This window comes from Enterobacter sp. WI-ESBL-E8, assembly GCF_053364895.1.
Window position 1 is genome coordinate 3,874,505 of the sequence record NZ_JBRWXJ010000001.1, and the last position, 18,270, is coordinate 3,892,774.

At 60.6% G+C, this 18,270-nt stretch carries 17 protein-coding genes; 12 read left to right on the forward strand and 5 right to left on the reverse strand.

Annotation, left to right across the window (positions count from 1 at the left end):
• The first annotated feature begins 251 nt into the window (after positions 1 to 251).
• The 7 genes from srlA to gutQ all read left to right on the forward strand — a co-directional run bounded on the left by srlA (position 252) and on the right by gutQ (position 5,186).
• Entirely contained in the window at positions 252 to 815 is a 564-nt protein-coding gene (srlA, locus tag ACWHWP_RS18350; RefSeq protein WP_063956836.1) for a PTS glucitol/sorbitol transporter subunit IIC, read from the forward strand.
• Complete coding sequence (gene srlE, locus ACWHWP_RS18355) at positions 812 to 1,771, forward strand: PTS glucitol/sorbitol transporter subunit IIB (protein WP_047348068.1); 960 nt, start codon at positions 812 to 814, stop codon at positions 1,769 to 1,771. Before srlA ends, srlE begins: the two co-directional genes overlap by 4 nt.
• Positions 1,772 to 1,783: 12 nt before the next feature.
• Positions 1,784 to 2,146 carry a PTS glucitol/sorbitol transporter subunit IIA gene (gene srlB / locus ACWHWP_RS18360; protein ID WP_008499554.1) on the forward strand — a complete coding sequence of 121 codons (363 nt, stop codon included), beginning with the start codon at positions 1,784 to 1,786 and terminating at the stop codon, positions 2,144 to 2,146.
• 14 nt (positions 2,147 to 2,160) lie between these two features.
• Complete coding sequence (gene srlD / locus ACWHWP_RS18365; RefSeq protein ID WP_047348067.1) at positions 2,161 to 2,940, forward strand: sorbitol-6-phosphate dehydrogenase; 780 nt, start codon at positions 2,161 to 2,163, stop codon at positions 2,938 to 2,940.
• A 91-nt stretch (positions 2,941 to 3,031) separates the two neighbouring features.
• A complete protein-coding gene (gene gutM / locus ACWHWP_RS18370; protein WP_045286053.1) occupies positions 3,032 to 3,391 on the forward strand; it encodes a transcriptional regulator GutM in 360 nt (119 codons plus the stop codon).
• 63 nt (positions 3,392 to 3,454) lie between these two features.
• Positions 3,455 to 4,228 carry a glucitol operon DNA-binding transcriptional repressor SrlR gene (srlR, locus tag ACWHWP_RS18375; protein ID WP_028016820.1) on the forward strand — a complete coding sequence of 258 codons (774 nt, stop codon included), beginning with the start codon at positions 3,455 to 3,457 and terminating at the stop codon, positions 4,226 to 4,228.
• On the forward strand, positions 4,221 to 5,186 hold the full coding sequence (gene gutQ / locus ACWHWP_RS18380; protein ID WP_047348066.1) for an arabinose-5-phosphate isomerase GutQ: 966 nt from the start codon (positions 4,221 to 4,223) through the stop codon (positions 5,184 to 5,186). The genes srlR and gutQ overlap by 8 nt, the downstream gene beginning before the upstream one ends.
• Here gutQ and norR read toward each other — a convergent pair.
• A complete protein-coding gene (gene norR / locus ACWHWP_RS18385) occupies positions 5,179 to 6,690 on the reverse strand; it encodes a nitric oxide reductase transcriptional regulator NorR (protein WP_252000831.1) in 1,512 nt (503 codons plus the stop codon). The two genes, gutQ and norR, sit on opposite strands and share 8 nt — an antisense overlap.
• A gap of 187 nt (positions 6,691 to 6,877) precedes the next feature.
• On the opposite strand from norR, the gene norV reads away from it, so the two are divergent.
• From norV to ACWHWP_RS18405, 4 genes are all read left to right on the forward strand, one after another.
• On the forward strand, positions 6,878 to 8,323 hold the full coding sequence (gene norV, locus ACWHWP_RS18390) for an anaerobic nitric oxide reductase flavorubredoxin (RefSeq protein WP_447856119.1): 1,446 nt from the start codon (positions 6,878 to 6,880) through the stop codon (positions 8,321 to 8,323).
• A complete protein-coding gene (gene norW / locus ACWHWP_RS18395; protein WP_447856120.1) occupies positions 8,320 to 9,453 on the forward strand; it encodes an NADH:flavorubredoxin reductase NorW in 1,134 nt (377 codons plus the stop codon). Before norV ends, norW begins: the two co-directional genes overlap by 4 nt.
• A 244-nt stretch (positions 9,454 to 9,697) precedes the next feature.
• On the forward strand, positions 9,698 to 9,856 hold the full coding sequence (locus tag ACWHWP_RS18400) for a hypothetical protein (RefSeq protein ID WP_173829303.1): 159 nt from the start codon (positions 9,698 to 9,700) through the stop codon (positions 9,854 to 9,856).
• A gap of 158 nt (positions 9,857 to 10,014) precedes the next feature.
• Entirely contained in the window at positions 10,015 to 11,679 is a 1,665-nt protein-coding gene (locus ACWHWP_RS18405; RefSeq protein ID WP_447856121.1) for an SgrR family transcriptional regulator, read from the forward strand.
• On the opposite strand, the gene ACWHWP_RS18410 is transcribed toward ACWHWP_RS18405, so the two are convergent.
• The 4 genes from ACWHWP_RS18410 to ACWHWP_RS18425 form a co-directional block, all read right to left on the reverse strand.
• Entirely contained in the window at positions 11,652 to 12,674 is a 1,023-nt protein-coding gene (locus tag ACWHWP_RS18410; protein WP_447856122.1) for a HoxN/HupN/NixA family nickel/cobalt transporter, read from the reverse strand. The two genes, ACWHWP_RS18405 and ACWHWP_RS18410, sit on opposite strands and share 28 nt — an antisense overlap.
• A gap of 1 nt (position 12,675) precedes the next feature.
• Entirely contained in the window at positions 12,676 to 14,892 is a 2,217-nt protein-coding gene (gene hypF / locus ACWHWP_RS18415; protein ID WP_447856123.1) for a carbamoyltransferase HypF, read from the reverse strand.
• Positions 14,893 to 14,898: 6 nt separating this feature from the next.
• Complete coding sequence (hydN, locus tag ACWHWP_RS18420; RefSeq protein ID WP_023308960.1) at positions 14,899 to 15,444, reverse strand: electron transport protein HydN; 546 nt, start codon at positions 15,442 to 15,444, stop codon at positions 14,899 to 14,901.
• A gap of 134 nt (positions 15,445 to 15,578) precedes the next feature.
• Positions 15,579 to 16,592, reverse strand: a complete 1,014-nt coding sequence (locus tag ACWHWP_RS18425; protein WP_234085020.1) for a LacI family DNA-binding transcriptional regulator — start codon at positions 16,590 to 16,592, stop codon at positions 15,579 to 15,581.
• Between the two features lie 214 nt (positions 16,593 to 16,806).
• Here ACWHWP_RS18425 and ascF point away from each other — a divergent pair, with 214 nt between their 5' ends.
• Entirely contained in the window at positions 16,807 to 18,258 is a 1,452-nt protein-coding gene (gene ascF / locus ACWHWP_RS18430) for a PTS cellobiose/arbutin/salicin transporter subunit IIBC (protein ID WP_059312432.1), read from the forward strand.
• The last annotated feature ends 12 nt before the right edge of the window (positions 18,259 to 18,270 follow it).

The window sequence follows — 18,270 nt, forward strand, 5'->3', positions numbered from 1 at the left end:
GACATCCATTTAACGGGTTCGATAAGAACCCAGTATGGTAAAGCATCCGCAACACCTCAAGGAAGCGGTACGCACCTCCCCAACGCAAATCCGCCCTTTTTTCCACCGAAAACCATTCACTCCATCAATTAACTTTCAAAATAATCCATTTTTCTTTCATTGTGAGATCTAACTAACACTTTAAAACCTTTCAAAGTGATTATTATTAACCGCAGTCAGACAAAAACAAAAAAGCCCCACAGGAGAGAAGAATGATAGAAACCATCACCCATGGCGCCGAGTGGTTCATCGGGCTGTTTCAGAAAGGCGGAGAAGTGTTCACCGGCATGGTGACCGGGATCCTGCCCCTGCTGATCAGCCTGCTGGTGATCATGAACGCGCTGATTAACTTTATCGGCCAGCAGCGCATTGAACGCTTCGCCCAGCGCTGCGCCGGGAACCCGCTGTCCCGCTACCTGGTTTTACCCTTCATCGGCACCTTCGTGTTCTGCAACCCGATGACCTTAAGCCTCGGTCGCTTCATGCCGGAAAAGTACAAGCCGAGCTATTACGCCGCCGCCTCCTACAGCTGCCATTCCATGAACGGCCTGTTCCCGCACATCAACCCCGGCGAGCTGTTTGTCTATCTCGGGATCGCCAGCGGCCTCACCACCCTTAGCCTGCCGCTCGGCCCGCTGGCGGTGAGCTATCTGCTGGTTGGTCTGGTGACCAACTTCTTCCGCGGCTGGGTGACGGACCTCACCACCGCCATTTTCGAGAAGAAAATGGGCATTCAGCTTGAACAAAAAGTCCATCTTTCAGGAGCCACAGCATGAACCGGATCCGCATTGAGAAAGGCACGGGCGGCTGGGGCGGCCCGCTGGAGTTCGACGCCACAGAAGGCAAAAAGATCGTCTACATCACCGCGGGCACGCGCCCGGCGATCGTCGATAAGCTGCGCGAACTGACTGGCTGGGAAGCGGTCGACGGCTTCAAAGAGGGCGAGCCGCCGGAAGCAGAAATCGGCGTGGCGGTCATCGACTGCGGCGGCACGCTGCGCTGCGGCATCTATCCGAAGCGTCGCATTCCGACGGTGAATATTCATTCCACCGGAAAATCAGGCCCGCTGGCGCAGTACATCCTTGAAGACATTTATGTCTCGGGCGTGAAGGAGGACAACATCACTCTGGTGAATGGCACTGCCGCGCCGCAAAAAGCGGCACCGCGCGAGTACGACACCAGCAAGAAGATCACCGAGCAGAGCGACGGCCTGCTGGCGAAGGTCGGGATGGGCATGGGGTCCGCCGTGGCGGTGCTGTTCCAGTCCGGGCGCGACACCATCGACACGGTGCTGAAAACCATCCTGCCGTTTATGGCGTTCGTCTCGGCACTCATCGGCATCATCATGGCGTCCGGCCTGGGTGACTGGATTGCCCACGGCCTCGCCCCGCTCGCCAGCCACCCGCTCGGCCTGGTGACGCTGGCGCTGATCTGCTCCTTCCCGCTGCTGTCGCCGTTCCTCGGCCCGGGCGCGGTGATTGCCCAGGTCATCGGCGTGCTGATTGGCGTGCAGATCGGCCTGGGCAACATTCCCCCGCACCTCGCCCTGCCCGCCCTGTTTGCCATTAACGCGCAGGCGGCGTGCGACTTCATCCCGGTTGGTTTGTCGCTGGCCGAAGCGCGGCAGGACACCGTGCGCGTGGGCGTACCGTCCGTCCTCGTCAGCCGCTTCCTGACAGGCGCACCGACGGTGCTGATTGCCTGGTTTGTCTCCGGCTTTATTTATCAATAAGAGGTTCCTGCCATGACCGTGATTTACCAGACCACCATTACCCGCATCGGCCAGAGCGCCGCCGACGCGCTGAGCGACCAGATGCTGATCACTTTCCGGGAAGGCGCCCCGGCGGATATCGAAGAGTTTTGTTTTATTCACTGCCACGGCGAGCTTAACGGTGAGCTGAAGGCAGGAAGCCAGCTTGAACTGGGCGAGGCGCGCTATGCGGTGACCGCCGTCGGCGACGTGGCCGAGCAAAACCTGCGCGAGCTGGGCCACATCACCCTGCGTTTCGACGGCCAGCCGCAGGCGGAGTATCCCGGTACGGTTCACGTGGCGGGCCCGGTTCCGCAGGCTGTCACCCCAGGCTGCACGTTAAAATTTGTTGCGTAATTAAGGAGATACACATGAGTCAGGTTGCCGTTGTCATTGGTGGGGGACAAACCTTAGGCGAGTTCCTCTGCCGTGGGCTTGCCGCAGAAGGTTACCGCGTGGCGGTAGTGGACATTCAGAGTGAAAAAGCCGCCCGCGTGGCGGATACCATCAACACCGAGTTTGGCGAAGGGATGGCGTATGGCTTTGGTGCCGACGCCACCAGCGAGCAGAGCGTGATGGCGCTGGCCCGCGGCGTGGACGAGATTTTTGGGCGTACCGATCTGCTGGTCTACAGCGCGGGGATTGCGAAAGCGGCCTTTATCAGCGATTTCGCGCTGGGGGATTTTGACCGCTCGCTGCAGGTGAACCTGGTGGGCTATTTCCTCTGCGCCCGCGAGTTTTCCCGTCTGATGATCCGCGACGGCATTCAGGGGCGCATCATTCAGATCAACTCAAAATCAGGGAAAGTGGGCAGCAAGCACAACTCCGGCTACAGCGCGGCGAAGTTTGGCGGCGTGGGGCTGACGCAGTCTCTGGCGCTGGATCTGGCCGAATACGGGATTACCGTTCACTCGCTGATGCTGGGCAACCTGCTGAAATCGCCGATGTTCCAGTCCCTGCTGCCGCAGTACGCCACCAAGCTTGGCATCAAAGCGGAAGAGGTGGAGCAGTACTACATCGATAAAGTGCCGCTCAAGCGCGGGTGCGACTATCAGGACGTGCTGAACATGCTGCTGTTTTACGCCAGCCCGAAAGCGTCTTACTGCACCGGGCAGTCGATTAACGTCACCGGCGGGCAGGTAATGTTCTGAGTTCATTCCCCGGTGGCGCTGCGCTTACCGGGGCTACAATCCCCGTAGGCCGGGTAAGGCGCAGCCGCCACCCGGTAGTTAAGGAGCCGATATGGTCACCGCACTCATCACCGTTGCCGCCCTCGCCTGGATCTGCCAGATGGCGTTTGGCGGCTGGCAGATCCACCAGTTTAACCGCGCGTTCGACGCCCTGTGTCAGAAAGGCCGCGTGGGCGTCGGGCGTTCCGGCGGACGCTTCAAACCGCGGGTCGTCGTCGCCGTGGCGCTGGATGAAAATAATAACGTCTGCGATTCGCTCATCATGCGCGGCATGACGGTCTTCGCGCGACCGGTGAAAATCCAGGCGATTAACGGCATTTCGCTGCAGGAATTGCGGCCTGATGTGATCTTTCCCCATGATCCACTCTGTCAGAATGCACTATCATTAGCGCTTAATCTGAAACATGGATAATTTCGTTGTGAAAGCTATAGACTTGCGAAATTATCATTTCGCAACCTAAGGAACGAAGCGCCTATGAAACCTCGTCAGCGGCAGGCGGCCATTCTTGAGCATCTGCAAAAGCAGGGAAAATGCTCGGTAGACGATCTGGCCCACTACTTTGACACCACCGGCACAACAATACGCAAGGATCTGGTATTGCTCGAAAACTCTGGCGCCGTCATTCGAACCTACGGCGGCGTGGTGCTCAATAAGGACGAAGCGGACCCGCCTATCGATCACAAAACGCTGATCAACACCCACCAGAAGGCGCTGATCGCCGAAGCGGCGGTGAAATTTATCCACGATGGCGACTCCATTATCCTTGACGCCGGCAGCACCGTCCTGCAGATGATCCCCCTGCTCAGCCGCTTTAATAACATCACGGTGATGACCAACAGCCTGCACATCGTCAACGCCCTGTCGGAGTTTGACAGCGAACAGACCATCCTGATGCCCGGCGGTACCTTCCGTAAAAAATCCGCATCGTTTCACGGCCAGCTGGCGGAGAACGCCTTCGACCACTTCAGCTTCGATAAACTGTTTATGGGCACCGACGGCATCGACCTGAACGCGGGCGTTACCACCTTCAACGAGGTGTTCAGCGTCAGCAAAGCGATGTGCAACGCCGCGCGGGAAGTGATTCTGATGGCGGACTCGTCGAAGTTTGGCCGCAAAAGCCCCAACATTGTCTGTAGCCTGGAGAGCGTCGACAAGCTGATTACCGACGCGGGTATCGACCCGGCGTTCAAAAAAGCGCTGGAAGAGAAAGGCATCGACGTGATCGTAACCGGAGAGAAAGATGAGTGATTTTCTGTTAAACGCGGGCCGCCAGACCCTGATGCTGGAGCTGCAGGAAGCCAGCCGCCTGCCGGAGCGCCTGGGCGAGGAGTTTGTTCGCGCGGCCAACACCATTATTCACTGCGAAGGAAAGGTGATTGTCTCCGGGATCGGGAAATCCGGCCATATCGGCAAAAAGATCGCCGCGACGCTAGCCAGCACCGGAACGCCTGCTTTCTTCGTGCATCCGGCAGAAGCGCTGCACGGCGATCTGGGGATGATTGAAAGCCGCGACGTGATGCTGTTTATCTCCTACTCCGGCTCGGCGAAAGAGCTGGATCTCATTATTCCGCGCCTGCAGGAAAAGTCGGTCGCTCTGCTGGCGATGACCGGGAAGTCCCGCTCGCCGCTGGCGCTGGCCGCCAAAGCGACGCTGGACATTTCCGTTGAGCGCGAAGCCTGCCCGATGCACCTCGCCCCGACCTCCAGCACCGTTAACACCCTGATGATGGGCGACGCGCTGGCGATGGCGGTGATGCAGGCGCGCGGCTTTAACGAAGAAGATTTTGCCCGTTCGCATCCGGCGGGGGCACTCGGCGCGAGGCTGCTCAATAAAGTGCATCACCTGATGCGCACCGACGATGCCATTCCGCAGGTTAAACTCGACACCAGCGTCATGGACGCGATGCTGGAGCTCAGCCGCACCGGCCTGGGCCTGGTGGCGGTTTGCGACAGCGACGGCTTCGTGAAGGGCGTCTTTACCGACGGCGACCTGCGCCGCTGGCTGGTGGGCGGCGGCAGGCTGGAAGCGCGGGTTTCGGAAGCGATGACCCAGGGCGGGCTAACGCTGAACGCCGAGAGCCGCGCCATTGAGGCCAAAGAGAGTCTGATGAAGCGTAAAATCACCGCCGCGCCGGTGGTGGATGACGCCGGCAGGCTGTGCGGCGCCATTAACCTGCAGGATTTCTACCAGGCCGGGATTATTTAAGTCCCAGACGCTTCGCCAGCCGGTGCAGGTTGGCGACGTCCATCTCCAGCGCCCGCGCGCACGCCGCCCAGCTGCGGTTGTTCTGCTCCAGCGCGCGGGTAATCATCTGGCGCTGGAACGCTTCCGTCGCCTCGCGCAGGTTCTCATTCGCACTCTCTGGCTCACGCTGGACCACCGTCTGTACGGCATCATCATGCAACGCAAAATGACGCGCGTGGATCACCACCTCATCACCCGAACGCGTCGCCCGCGCCAGCACCACCGCGCGGTGAATCGCATGCTCCAGCTCGCGCACGTTGCCCGGCCAGCCGTAGCTCAGCAGATGCGCTCTCGCCCCCGGGCTTAACACCACGCGGGAAAGCCCCATCCTGAGACGGCACTGCTCGCAGAAAAAGCCCGCCAGCAGCAGCACGTCGTCCCCGCGTTCGCGCAACGGCGGCACGGTAAGCGGGAACACGCTCAGGCGGTGGAACAGGTCAGCGCGGAAGTTCCCGGCAAGTACCTCTTCACGCAGGTCGCGGTTCGTCGCCGCCAGCACGCGCACGTCCACTCTGTGGCTGCGGTCATCCCCCACGCGCTGGATATCGCCGTACTGCAACACGCGCAGGAGCTTGGCCTGTAACGACAGGGAAAGCTCACCAATCTCATCCAGAAACAGCGTACCGTTATCGGCCATTTCAAACTTGCCGCTGCGGTTGCTGATGGCCCCGGTAAACGCCCCTTTGACGTGACCAAACAGCTCGCTTTCCGCCACGCTCTCCGGCAGCGCGGCGCAGTTGAGGTACACCAGCGGGTTAACCGCGCGCGGCGAGGCTTCGTGAATGGACTTCGCCACCAGCTCTTTACCGGTGCCGGTTTCACCGAAGATCAGCACGTTCAAATCGGAGGCGGCGACAATCTCAATCTCCTTTTTGAGCTGCGCCATGCCCGGCGAAAGGCCAATCATCTCCGTGTGCGCCACCTGCTCAAACGCCGCCGGGCTGCCGGGAAGAATGTTCTGGCTCTCCAGCTGTTCAATCAGCAGGGCGTTGTTCAGCGCCCCGGCGGCCAGCGCGGCAATCAGGCGCAGCTCTTCGTCGCTGAAGGTGTCGAACTGGTCCGGCGACATGCCGTCGAGCGTCAGTGCCCCAATCAGGTTTTGCCCGGCAAACAGCGGCAGGCCGATGCAGGCATGCACCTTCAGGCTCTCCTGGCCCGGAATAAGCCCGTCGTACGGGTCGGGCAAATCGCTGTCCGCCGGGAAACGCACCACGTCCCCGGCCCGGGCGATGGTCTCCAGCCGCGGATGACCTTCAAGGGCAAAACGCCGCCCGAGAACGTCCCTGGACAGCCCGTCGATAGCCAGCGGAATAAACTGCCGCCCCTCGTAGCGGAGCAGTGCCGAGGCATCGCACGCCAGCACGTGGCGCAGCGTGGAGATCAGCCGCTGAAAGCGGTCCTGATGGCCGATGCCGGTTTGCAGTTCAATGGCGATCTTCGCCAGCACGTCTACGGAAAAGCTCATGTCTGCCTCGCTGTCATTTTGACAATGCATGTTGTCATATTGACTGCAATATGAATAGTCATAATGACTACCCATTAAGAGTCATAAAAATAATAATCCAGTAAAATCAATAAAATAAAAGTTGGCACGCAACTTGATATAAGCAAACCATCTTATTTGAAAAACGCGATATTACGCTGAGGTTGCTATGTCTATTCTGGTTAAAAATAACATTCATTGGGTTGGTCAACGTGACTGGGAAGTACGCGACTTCCACGGGACGGAGTACAAAACGCTGCGCGGCAGCAGCTACAACAGCTATCTCATCCGGGAAGGTAAAAACGTGCTGATCGATACCGTCGATCACAAATTCAGCCGCGAGTTCGTGCAGAACCTGCGCAGCGAAATCGATCTCGACGCCATCGACTACATCATCATCAACCATGCGGAAGAGGACCACGCCGGCGCGCTGACCGAGCTGATGTCTTACATTCCGAACACGCCGATCTACTGCACCACCAACGCCATCGACTCGATCAACGGTCACCACCACCATCCGGAGTGGAATTTCCACACCGTGAAAACCGGTGACACCCTGGATATCGGCAACGGCAAACAGCTGATCTTCGTGGAAACCCCGATGCTGCACTGGCCGGACAGCATGATGACCTATATGACCGGCGACGCGGTGCTGTTCAGCAACGACGCCTTCGGCCAGCACTACTGCGACGAGCGCCTGTTCAACGACGAAGTGGATCAGACCGAACTGTTCGAACAGTGCCAGCGCTACTACGCCAACATCCTGACCCCGTTCAGCCGTCTGGTGACGCCTAAAATCACCGAGATCCTCGGCTTTAACCTGCCGGTGGATATGATTGCCACCTCCCACGGCGTGGTGTGGCGTGAAAACCCAACCCAGATAGTGGAGCTGTACCTGAAATGGGCGGCGGATTATCAGGAAGACCGCATTACGATTTTCTACGACACCATGTCCAACAACACCCGCATGATGGCGGACGCCATTGCCCAGGGCATCAACGAAGTTGATCCTAACGTGGCGGTGAAAATCTTCAACGTGGCGCGCAGCGATAAAAACGAAATCCTCACCAACGTTTTCCGCTCTAAAGGCGTGCTGGTGGGTACCTCCACCATGAACAACGTGATGATGCCGAAAATTGCCGGTCTGGTAGAAGAGATGACCGGCCTGCGCTTCCGTAACAAACGCGCCAGCGCCTTTGGCTCTCACGGCTGGAGCGGCGGCGCGGTAGACCGTCTCTCCACCCGCTTACAGGATGCGGGCTTTGAGATGTCCATGAGCCTGAAGGCCAAGTGGCGCCCGGATATCGACGCCCTGGAGAGCTGCCGCCAGCACGGCCGCGATATTGCCCGTCAGTGGGCGCTTGCACCGCTTCCGGAAGCCGCACCTACCGCAGCCCCAGCGCCTGCAGCGACCGCCTGTGAATCTGCCGCCGCCGATCTCGGCCCACGCATGCAGTGCAGCGTCTGCCAGTGGATCTACGACCCAGAGCTGGGCGAGCCGCTGCAGGACGTTGCGCCAGGCACGCCGTGGAGTGACGTGCCGGACAACTTCCTCTGCCCGGAATGTTCCCTCGGTAAAGACGTCTTTGATGAACTGGGTACGGAGGCAAAATGAATAACGGCATCGTCATCATCGGCTCGGGCTTTGCCGCCCGCCAGCTGGTGAAAAATATCCGCAAACAGGATGCTAACGTGCCGCTGACGGTGATCGCCGCCGACAGCATGGACGAGTACAACAAGCCTGATTTAAGCCACGTCATCAGCCAGAATCAGCGCGCCGAAGATCTCACCCGCCAGACGGCGGGGGAGTTCGCAGAACAGTTCAACCTGCGTCTGTTTCCGTACACCTGGGTCACCGATATCGACGCCGCCGCGCACGTGGTGAAAGCGAAGGAGAAAACCTGGCAGTACGACAAGCTGGTGCTGGCCACGGGAGCCTCTGCGTTCGTGCCGCCGGTTGAAGGCCGCGAGCTGATGATAACGCTCAACAGCCAGCAGGAGTATCAGGCCAGCGAAACCCTGCTGCGCGATGCAAAGCGTGTAATGATTGTCGGCGGTGGGCTGATCGGCACCGAGCTGGCGATGGATTTCTGCCGGGCAGGCAAGGCCATTACCCTGGTTGACCACGCGGCGAGCATTCTGTCGGCGCTGATGCCCGCAGAGGTAAGCAGCCGCCTGCAGCATCGTTTGACCGACATGGGCGTCCATCTGCTGCTCAAATCGCAGCTGCAGAGCCTCGCTAAAACCGAAGGCGGCATTCGCGCATCGCTTGACGGCGGCCGCAGCGTTGAGGTGGATGTCGTGGTTGCCGCGACGGGGCTGCGTCCGGAAACCGCGCTGGCTCACCGTGCCGGCGCGGAAACACAGCGCGGCGTGAAGGTAGATAGCTACCTGCAAACCACGCAGCCCGATATTTACGCGCTGGGGGACTGCGCCGAAATTAACGGTCAGGTGCTGCCCTTTTTACAGCCGATTCAATTAAGTGCGATGTATCTGGCGAAAAACCTGCTCGGCGGCAGCGCGCCGCTGAAATTACCCGCCATGCTGGTTAAAGTCAAAACGCCGGAATTACCGCTGCATCTTGCCGGTGAAACCCAGCGTAAGGATCTGAACTGGCAAATCACCCTCGAGCCGGAAGGCATGGTCGCGCGAGGCGCGGATAACGAGGGCCAGATGCGCGCTTTTGTCGTCAGTGAAGACCGGATGAAGGAGGCTTTCGTCCTGCTGAAATCGCTGCCCGCTTAACCCGCAGCCTCCTGCCACGCTTACTTAACCTTTGGATTTTATTGTCCGCCGCCCCGCTGTCCCGGGGCTTTTTTTTGCGCATTCTATTCATCAAATAAATACAAAACAGATAAATCATCGCTATTCATCCCTAATTTATTATTTCCATTGATACTTAAATGCGGAACAGCTGAAAAACATCACCCTGTTTTATTATTCGCATCCGGCTTACCCTGAAAAGGTATTAATCAGCCGGAGGCGAATCATGGCGACTTTTAATAAAGAACTCAATTATCTTTCTCATTATTTCCAGCAGACGAAAAATGCGGAACACATTTTATTCCGCTGGCTTTATTTGAGCCCGGAGGCGCGCATTGAACGTCTGCGTGAATTGATAGAACCGGTAAGTAAACCTGAGCAGTAATTGCCTGGGGCGCTACGCTTACCCAGCCTGCAAAGCCCGTAGGCCCGCGCAAGCGTAGCGCCGCCGGGCAAAAAACAGGAACACTTTATTCATCCCGGCCTTATTTATTCCGCAAAAAGCCCTACACTCTCAGCATCCTTCTTTTCCGGTATGCCGCTATGCGCCAGCTTCAGAAAATCCGTCAGTATCAACGGCTTTATCAGCACTACGGCGCAGCGCCAGCGCCCACGACCATCGCTGAAGTCGCGGAAGTTGCGCTGTGCAGCGAACGCCATGCGCGCACCCTGCTGCGCCAGCTCGCGCAAAGCGGCTGGCTAAGCTGGAGCGCGCAGCCGGGGCGCGGGCATCGCGCCATCCTGCACTGTCTGACGACCACCGGCGAGCTGAGCGCGCCGCTGATGCACGCCTGCCTGGAGAAAGGAGATTACCAGAGCGCGCTGCAGCTGGCCGACGGCGACCCCGCCAGCCTGCACCACATCATCACCCCGTTTTTAGGCGGTAAATGGCTTAAGCACCAGCCGACGCTGCGCATTCCGTGGCATCGCCCGCTCGCGTCGCTGCACCCGGCCCTTCAGCGCCGCCGCGCCGAACAGCATATTATCTGCGCGGTTCACGCGGGGCTGACGCGCTGCGCGCCCGGCCACTCGCAGCCGGTCGCGGATTTAGCCCATCACTGGGATACCCGCGACGACATGCGCTGCTGGCGTTTTTATCTGCGCAGCGGCGCGCACTGGCACAACGGGCAAGCCATCAGCGATGAGGATATTCTCGCCGCGCTGCACCAGCTGCTGGCCGATCCGGCGCGCAGCGCGGGGCTCGCGCACGTTCACCAGGTGTCGCTTGTCGCCCCCTGGTGTCTGGAGATCGTCCTCAGCGCCCCCGATGCCATGCTGGCGCATCGTCTTGCGCATCACGCCTGTCGCCTGCCGCATCCGCAGCAGCCGACCGTTGGCGCAGGTCCCTTTGCTATCGCCCACCACCACTCGCACTACCTGCGCCTTGAGCGCCAGCCGTGGTACTTTGCGGCGCACCCGCTGCTGCATGCGATAGAGTTCTGGCGCACCCGCAGCGAGCCGGAAAAACCCGCGTGGATCACCGTAGGTAAAGGCGAAAACGCCCGGGAGTCCGTCACCTCCACCAGCGGAGGTTTCGCCTGGCTGATGCTGAACGCCGGGTTACCGCAGCCGCTGGCCGCCTGGCTGCGTCAGGAAATTCAGCATATTAATCAGCAGTACGTCCGCCGGGACGATATCGACACCCGCACCGAAATTTTGCACGGCATCGCGACGCCCGCGTTTCCGGCAGCGTCCGACGTCACCCTTCCCGCCACCCTGTCGCTGGTCTGCTATCACGCGCCGGGGCTGTGCGATCTGGCCAGCATGCTGCAAGCGCGCCTGAAAAAGCGCGGCTGTGACGTCATCATCCGCTGGAAAGACCGTGAGGCGTGGCATGCCCCCGACGCGCTGACGCAGGCGGATATCTTACTGGGGGATTATCTGGCGGGCGAGGTGCCGGAGTTTGCGCTGGCAGAGTGGTTTACGGAAGAACCCGCGTGGGCCACGGCGCTGGGGCAGGCCCCGTGGCAAAAAGCGAAGCAGACGCTGATGACCTATTGCGAAAGCGAAGAGAGCCTGCGAACGCATCTGCCCGCCTTCTTTCAGCGCCTGCTCGAAAGCGGCGCCTGCACGCCGCTGTTCCACTACCGCTATCGTCTTAATACCCTGGAAAACGTGCAGGGTATTGTGCTGACCGCCAGCGGATGGCTTGATTTTACCCGCGCCTGGCTGCCGCCGGCTCAGGAGCGCACCACCAGCGCGTCGTAGCCGCGCCAGCGGTAGTTGACCATGGAGATCAGCCAGCAGGCGACAAACAGCCCGACCACCACAAACCCGGCGTTGCCCAGGTTGTCGTTCACCGCGCCAATTACATCCCAGACGCCGCCGCTGAGGGCGAATTTATCCATCAGCAGACCCAGCGCTTCCAGCCCGCCGATAAACAGCGCCACCACCACGGAGGTGCCGGTAATGGTCATGTTGTAGTACAGCTTGCGCTGCGGCTTGTTGAACGCCCAGCCGTAGGCACCCACCATCAGCAAATTGTCGAGGGTATCGACCAGAGCCATGCCGCTCGCAAAGAGCGCCGGGAAGATCATGATTGCCCAGACCGATATCCCGTGAGAGGCGCTGGCGGCAGAAATGCCCAATACGCCAATCTCGGTCGCGGTATCAAACCCCAGGCCAAACAGAAAACCGACCAGGTACATCTGCCAGCTTTTATTCACCAGGCGGAACGTCGCGCCGAACAGCCAGTTCATCACTCCGCCCTGCGCCGGGAGCGTGACGTCTCCCTGCACCGGCCTGCCTTTTTTCAGCGCCTGAAAACTGCGCCAGACGCCGCGCAGGATAACCATGTTCACCAGCGCCATCGCCAGCAGGAAGGTCGCCGACACCGCCGTGCCAATCAGGCTGCCGGTCTCGTGAAACCACGCCATATTCTTCTGAAATGCCGTGGCGGTCGCGGCGATGGCAATGGACGCCAGCACCACGATGGTGGAGTGCCCCAGCGAGAACCACGCCCCCACGCCGGACGGGCGTTTCCCCTGCTGCATCATCTTACGCGTCACGGTATCAATCGCTGCAATGTGGTCGGCATCTACCGCATGACGCAGCCCGTAGCACCAGGCCAGCAGGCTTGCCGCCATCAGCGCCGTGCTGTCGCTGAAGGTGCGCCATGCCCATCCCCAGGCCAGCAGGTTTGCCATTACCAGAGCCAGCAGCAGTAGCGCGGCGCGAGGTTCATTGCGTAAGAGTCGTAACATTTTAAATCCTTTTTGAACATGACCGGGCAGCGGCGATCGCCGCCTGCCCAAAGGAGATCGCTCCGTCGCCTGCAGGCAGGCGCGAAGGAAAAAGAAGCGTAAAGTCAGAAAGATAATGGCGCAGGCGCGCGCGCAGCAGACGGTTGTGCAGCACGCCGCCGCTGAGGCAGATTGTCGAAAGCGATAAGCGCCGGGCATGGAACGCGGCGAGATCCGCCAGCCCTTTTGCCAGCGCATCGTGAAACGCCCAGGCGCGCGCGCTGGGTTCCGCCCGCCAGGCCAGCCACTGTTGCCAGAAGCGCGCGAGGTTATCCACCGCAAGCGTGACCGGGTGTTCCACACCATTGCACCGTGCCGCCAGCGCTTCCAGCCGGCAGGCCGCTTCGCCTTCCCAGGTTTGCGTGTCGATACCCAGCGCGCAGGCAACCGCATCAAACAGGCGACCGCACGACGAGGACCGCGGCGCGTTGACGCCGCGCTGGATAGCCGTCGCCAGCAGCGGCCAGTTCTGGCACTGTACCGCGCGCGTTTCCGGGTATTGCTGCCAGTCAGGAACAAACGCCAGACAGTGGGCGAGCAGGTTGCGCCACGGCTGCCGCGCCGCGAGATCGCCGCCCGGCAACGCAACGGCAGGCAGCCCTCCCAGACGTTCACACTCGAGATAGTTCACCCGCAGGCACTCCCCGCCCCACAGCGCGCCGTTCTCGCCCATGCCCGTTCCGTCCAGCGTCAGGGCGATAGCGTCTTCGCCGTCGCGCGGCCAGCCGTTTTCAGCCAGGCACGCCGCCGCGTGGGCGTGATGGTGCAGTACGGTTTCAACCGGCAGCGCCTGCTCCTGCGCCCATTGCCGGGTGTGGTAGCCGGGGTGGGCGTCGCACACCACGCGCTGCGGCTGAAAGGCGTAGATCTGCTGCATCACCGCCAGCGCCGAACGCCACTGCGCCTCGACGCCGTCGTCACCGAGATCGCCAAAGTGCTGGCTCAGCACCGCCTGGTTCCCGCGCACCAGGCAAAAGGTATTCTTCATCTCCGCGCCGGTAGCCAACATGGCGGGGATATCGTCAAACCCTGCCGGCAGCGTGACGGCATCCGGCACAAAGCCGCGCGCACGGCGCAGCACTGCCCCGTCCCGATCCAGCACCGAATCATCCATTCTCTGCAGGATGTCGCGGTTGTGCAGCAGGAAGCCGTCCGCAATTTCGCCGAGCTCTTCCAGCGCCTGCTCGTTGGTTATGGCAGGCGGACGACCGCTGAGGTTGCCGGAGGTCATCACCAGCGGATGCCGGCAGTCCTGCATCAGTAAATGATGCAGCGGGTTAGCGGGCAGCATGATGCCTAACGCATCCAGACCCGGCGCGATGCCGTCGGGAAATGCGGGCAGCCAGGCTTTCGGCGTGAGTACGATGGGTGCAGCGGGTGAGCCGAGCAGCGTCTGAATCGACGCGGGTAACGCGTCGGCATTCGGGATCATCACCGCCAGCGGTTTACCCGGACGCTGCTTGCGCGAGCGAAGCGTCGCGACCGCCTGGGGATCCCGTGCGTCACAGGCGAGGTGAAAGCCCCCCAGCCCTTTAATGGCGACAATACCGCCGTTTTTCAGCGTCTTCACCGCCGCGCTCAGCGCAGCCTCACCGGCAGCAGTGACGTCGCCCGCCCGCCACGCAAGCGCGGGCCCGCAGTCCGGGCAGGCGACCGGCTGGGCGTGAAAACGTCGGTCGGCAGGGTTGCGGTACTCCGCTTCACACGGCGCGCAGAGCGGGAATGCCGCCATCGACGTCGCCGGGCGGTCATAGGGCATGGCGCGAATAATGGTGAAACGCGGCCCGCAGTGGGTGCAGTTGATAAACGGGTAGCGATAGCGGCGCTCGCGCGGATCGCGCATTTCAGCCAGACATGCCGGACAGGTCGCGGCATCCGGCACAATCTGGGTGTCCATCGCCCCGCCCGCGCTGTGGCGGATGGTAAAGTCCTTCGGCACGCGCGCCCAGGTGAACGGCTGCGCTTCAACGCGGTCAATGCGTGCCAGCGGCGGGCAGTCCTGATGCAGCCTCGCGGTAAAGGCCCCCCCATTACCCGCGAGGCGCACCAGCACGCCCTCTCCGTCGTTGCAGACATCGCCTGCAAGCTGAAGCTGTTGCGCCAGCTGCCAGACGAAGGGACGAAACCCCACGCCCTGCACCTTGCCGCGCACGCGCAGCTGTACGCCGTTACTGCTCATGGCGGATCAGAACAGCAGTGATGAGGAGGTGTCGAACGCCGCGCGACGGCGCTTTTCCGCGCTCATCTGCTCAAGCTTGTCGCGATCGACGCAGACCAGCGCGTGCGTCGGACAGGCTTCCATGCAGGCCGGGCCGGCGTCGCGGTGGTAGCAGAGGTCACATTTGTTGGCTTCGGCTTTTTCCGCGCGCACGCTCAGCCCCATTCCGCTGTTGCGGACCACCGGACGGACCACCACCTCCATCGCGCCGTACGGGCAGGCGACTACGCAGGTTTTGCAGCCAATACAGCGCTCCTGCATCACGTGCACAAAGCCTTTCTCGCGTTTGATCGCCCCGTTCGGGCAGACGTTCGCGCACGGGGCGTCTTCGCACTGACGACAGATGGCGGCGGTGGAAATATTCACGCCTTTGATGACGTGAATGCGCGGCAGGAAGGTGTCAGGGGTAAGCGACGCGCAATCCTGCTCTGCCTGATGGGAAACCACGCACGCCACTTCACAGGTACGGCAACCAATACACTTACTGGCATCGGCCATAATAAAACGGTTCATCTGCTTCTCCAGCATTACAGTTATGCGCGGAGATATTCATAAACCGTGCCAATTATTAACCTATTGATTTAAAGCTATTTTAAAAATCACAGCGGCGCTGTCATCGTCACTTATGACGATGACAGCTGTCGACATCAGCGGTGCGGGCCGTCAATAACCGAGTCGCGCAGGACAAGCTCGCCGGAGAAGGTTTGCTGATATTTGAACTCTCCGCCGTCGAGCATGAAGATCAGGCGGCTAATGGTTTCCTGGATCATCTCCGTCACCGGGATGCGAACGCTGGAGAGCGACGGCACGATGTAAGGCGCGATGGCCACGTCGTCAAAACCGATCACCGATACCGCGTCCGGGGTGGCAACGCCGCTGTCGTGCAGCTGCTTCATCGCGCCAATCGCCATATCGTCATTGCTCGCCACCAGCGCCGTAAAGCGCTCGCCGCGCGCAAGCAGTTCGGTCACCGCCGTCGCGCCGCTGGCGGGGTTCCACTTCCCCTGCGCGATCAGCCCCTCGCGCAGCGGAATACCGTGCTGCGCCAGCGCGTCTTTGTAGCCGGAAAGACGCTCAACCCCGGTCGGCGAATCCAGCGAGCCGGTAATAAACGCGATGTCCCGGTGGCCTTTCGCAATCAGCTGCGCCACCGCGTCCTGGCTGGAAGCTTTATGATCGGACCAGACGCTGTGGCTGCTGTTTTTCCGCAGGCGGCGGTTGAGCACCATGATGGGCTGCTCGCACTTCTCGACGATCTCATCCATCTCTTCCACGCTCAGGAAACGCGGATAGATAATCACCGCGTCGCAGCGCATATCAAGCAGGTACTGGATCGCCTCGCGCTCTTCGTCCGCGCTGTGCTTGCCGTCCGCGAGGATCAGCTGCCGCCCTTTCTCTTCCGTCATGCGCGCGGCGTGAAACAGCAGTTCGCTAAAGTAAACGCCGTGATAAAGGGTGTTCGTCACCACCAGCCCCAGCGTCTGAGTACGCTTGGTCGCCAGGTTGCGCGCCAGTAAATTCGGACGATAGCCGCTCTCTTCAATGGCCTGAAACACCCGGTCTTTGGTCTCCTGGCTGACGTAGCCATTTCCCGACAGCACCCGGGACACCGTGGCTTTCGAAACGCCTGCCCGCTTCGCCACTTCAAGCATCGTGGTCATGTTGTTAATCCGTCTGCCTCTGATGATGCGCAGTGTACTGCACCGCGGGGAAATTGTCGCAGCGGCGAAATCACGCTTTTAGCACCCCATTGCGATCCGCATCACGAAACGAAAAAATGGTCAAAAAGCCATCTTGTTTCATTCATAAAAACTCATGATGATTATGTGGAACCGGTTTCCTACATTTCTCACAACGATAACAGGATCACATCCGATGGCCAAAAATTACGCCGCGCTGGCGAACGACGTTGTCAGCGCGCTGGGCGGCAAAGAGAACATTGTCGCCGTCACCCACTGCATGACGCGTCTGCGCTTCGTCCTGAAAGACGAAAGCCTTACCGACGCCGCGCGCCTGAAAAGCATCAGCGGCGTGCTCGGCGTGGTACGCAATGACAACCAGTGTCAGGTCATTATTGGCAACACCGTTTCTCAGGCGTACCGCGAAGTGGTGAGCCTGCTGCCAGGCAGCCTGCAGCCTGCTGTACCGGAAGGCCCGCAGAAACTGACATTACGCCGCATCGGCGCCGGGATCCTCGACGCGCTGATCGGTACCATGTCCCCGCTGATCCCGGCGATCATCGGCGGCTCGATGGTCAAGCTGCTGGCGATGATCCTTGAGATGACCGGCGTGCTGCCAAAAGGCGCGCCGACGCTCACCATTTTGACCGTCATCGGCGACGGCGCGTTCTTCTTCCTGCCGCTGATGGTGGCGGCCTCGGCGGCGGTGAAGTTCAAAACCAACATGTCGCTGGCGATAGCCATTGCGGGCGTGCTGGTCCACCCGAGCTTTATCGAACTGATGGCGAAAGCCGCGCAGGGCGAGCACGTTGAGTTCGCCTTTATCCCGGTGACGGCGGTGAAATACACCTACACCGTCATCCCCGCGCTGGTGATGACCTGGTGCCTGTCTTACATCGAACGCTGGGTCGATCGCATTACCCCGGCGGTAACGAAAAACTTCCTCAAGCCGATGCTGATCGTGCTGATTGCCGCCCCGCTTGCCATCGTGCTGATTGGGCCGCTGGGCATCTGGATCGGTAGCGCCATCTCCGCGCTGGTTTACACCATTCACGGCTATCTGGGGTGGCTCTCCGTTGCCATTATGGGCGCGCTGTGGCCACTGCTGGTCATGACCGGGATGCACCGCGTCTTTACGCCGACCATCATTCAGACCATTGCCGAAACGGGCAAAGAGGGGATGGTGATGCCGTCCGAAATCGGCGCCAACCTGTCGCTCGGCGGCTCGTCGCTGGCGGTGGCGTGGAAAACCAAAAACCCGGAACTGCGCCAGACGGCGCTGGCGGCGGCAGCTTCCGCCATTATGGCGGGGATCTCTGAACCGGCGCTGTACGGCGTGGCGATACGCCTGAAGCGTCCGCTGATTGCGAGCCTGATCAGCGGCTTTATCTGCGGCGCGGTGGCCGGCATCGCGGGTCTTGCCAGCCACTCGATGGCGGCGCCGGGGCTGTTTACCAGCGTGCAGTTCTTTGACCCGGCGAACCCGATGACCATCGTCTGGGTGTTTGGCGTGATGGGGCTGGCAGTGGTGCTGTCGTTTGTTCTGACCCTGATACTCGGCTTTGAGGATATCCCGGTTGAAGACGACGCCGAAAAAGCGCGCGCCCTGCAGACCGCACCGGCCCAAAGCAAAGCGGCACAAGCATAAATTGAAAGCGAG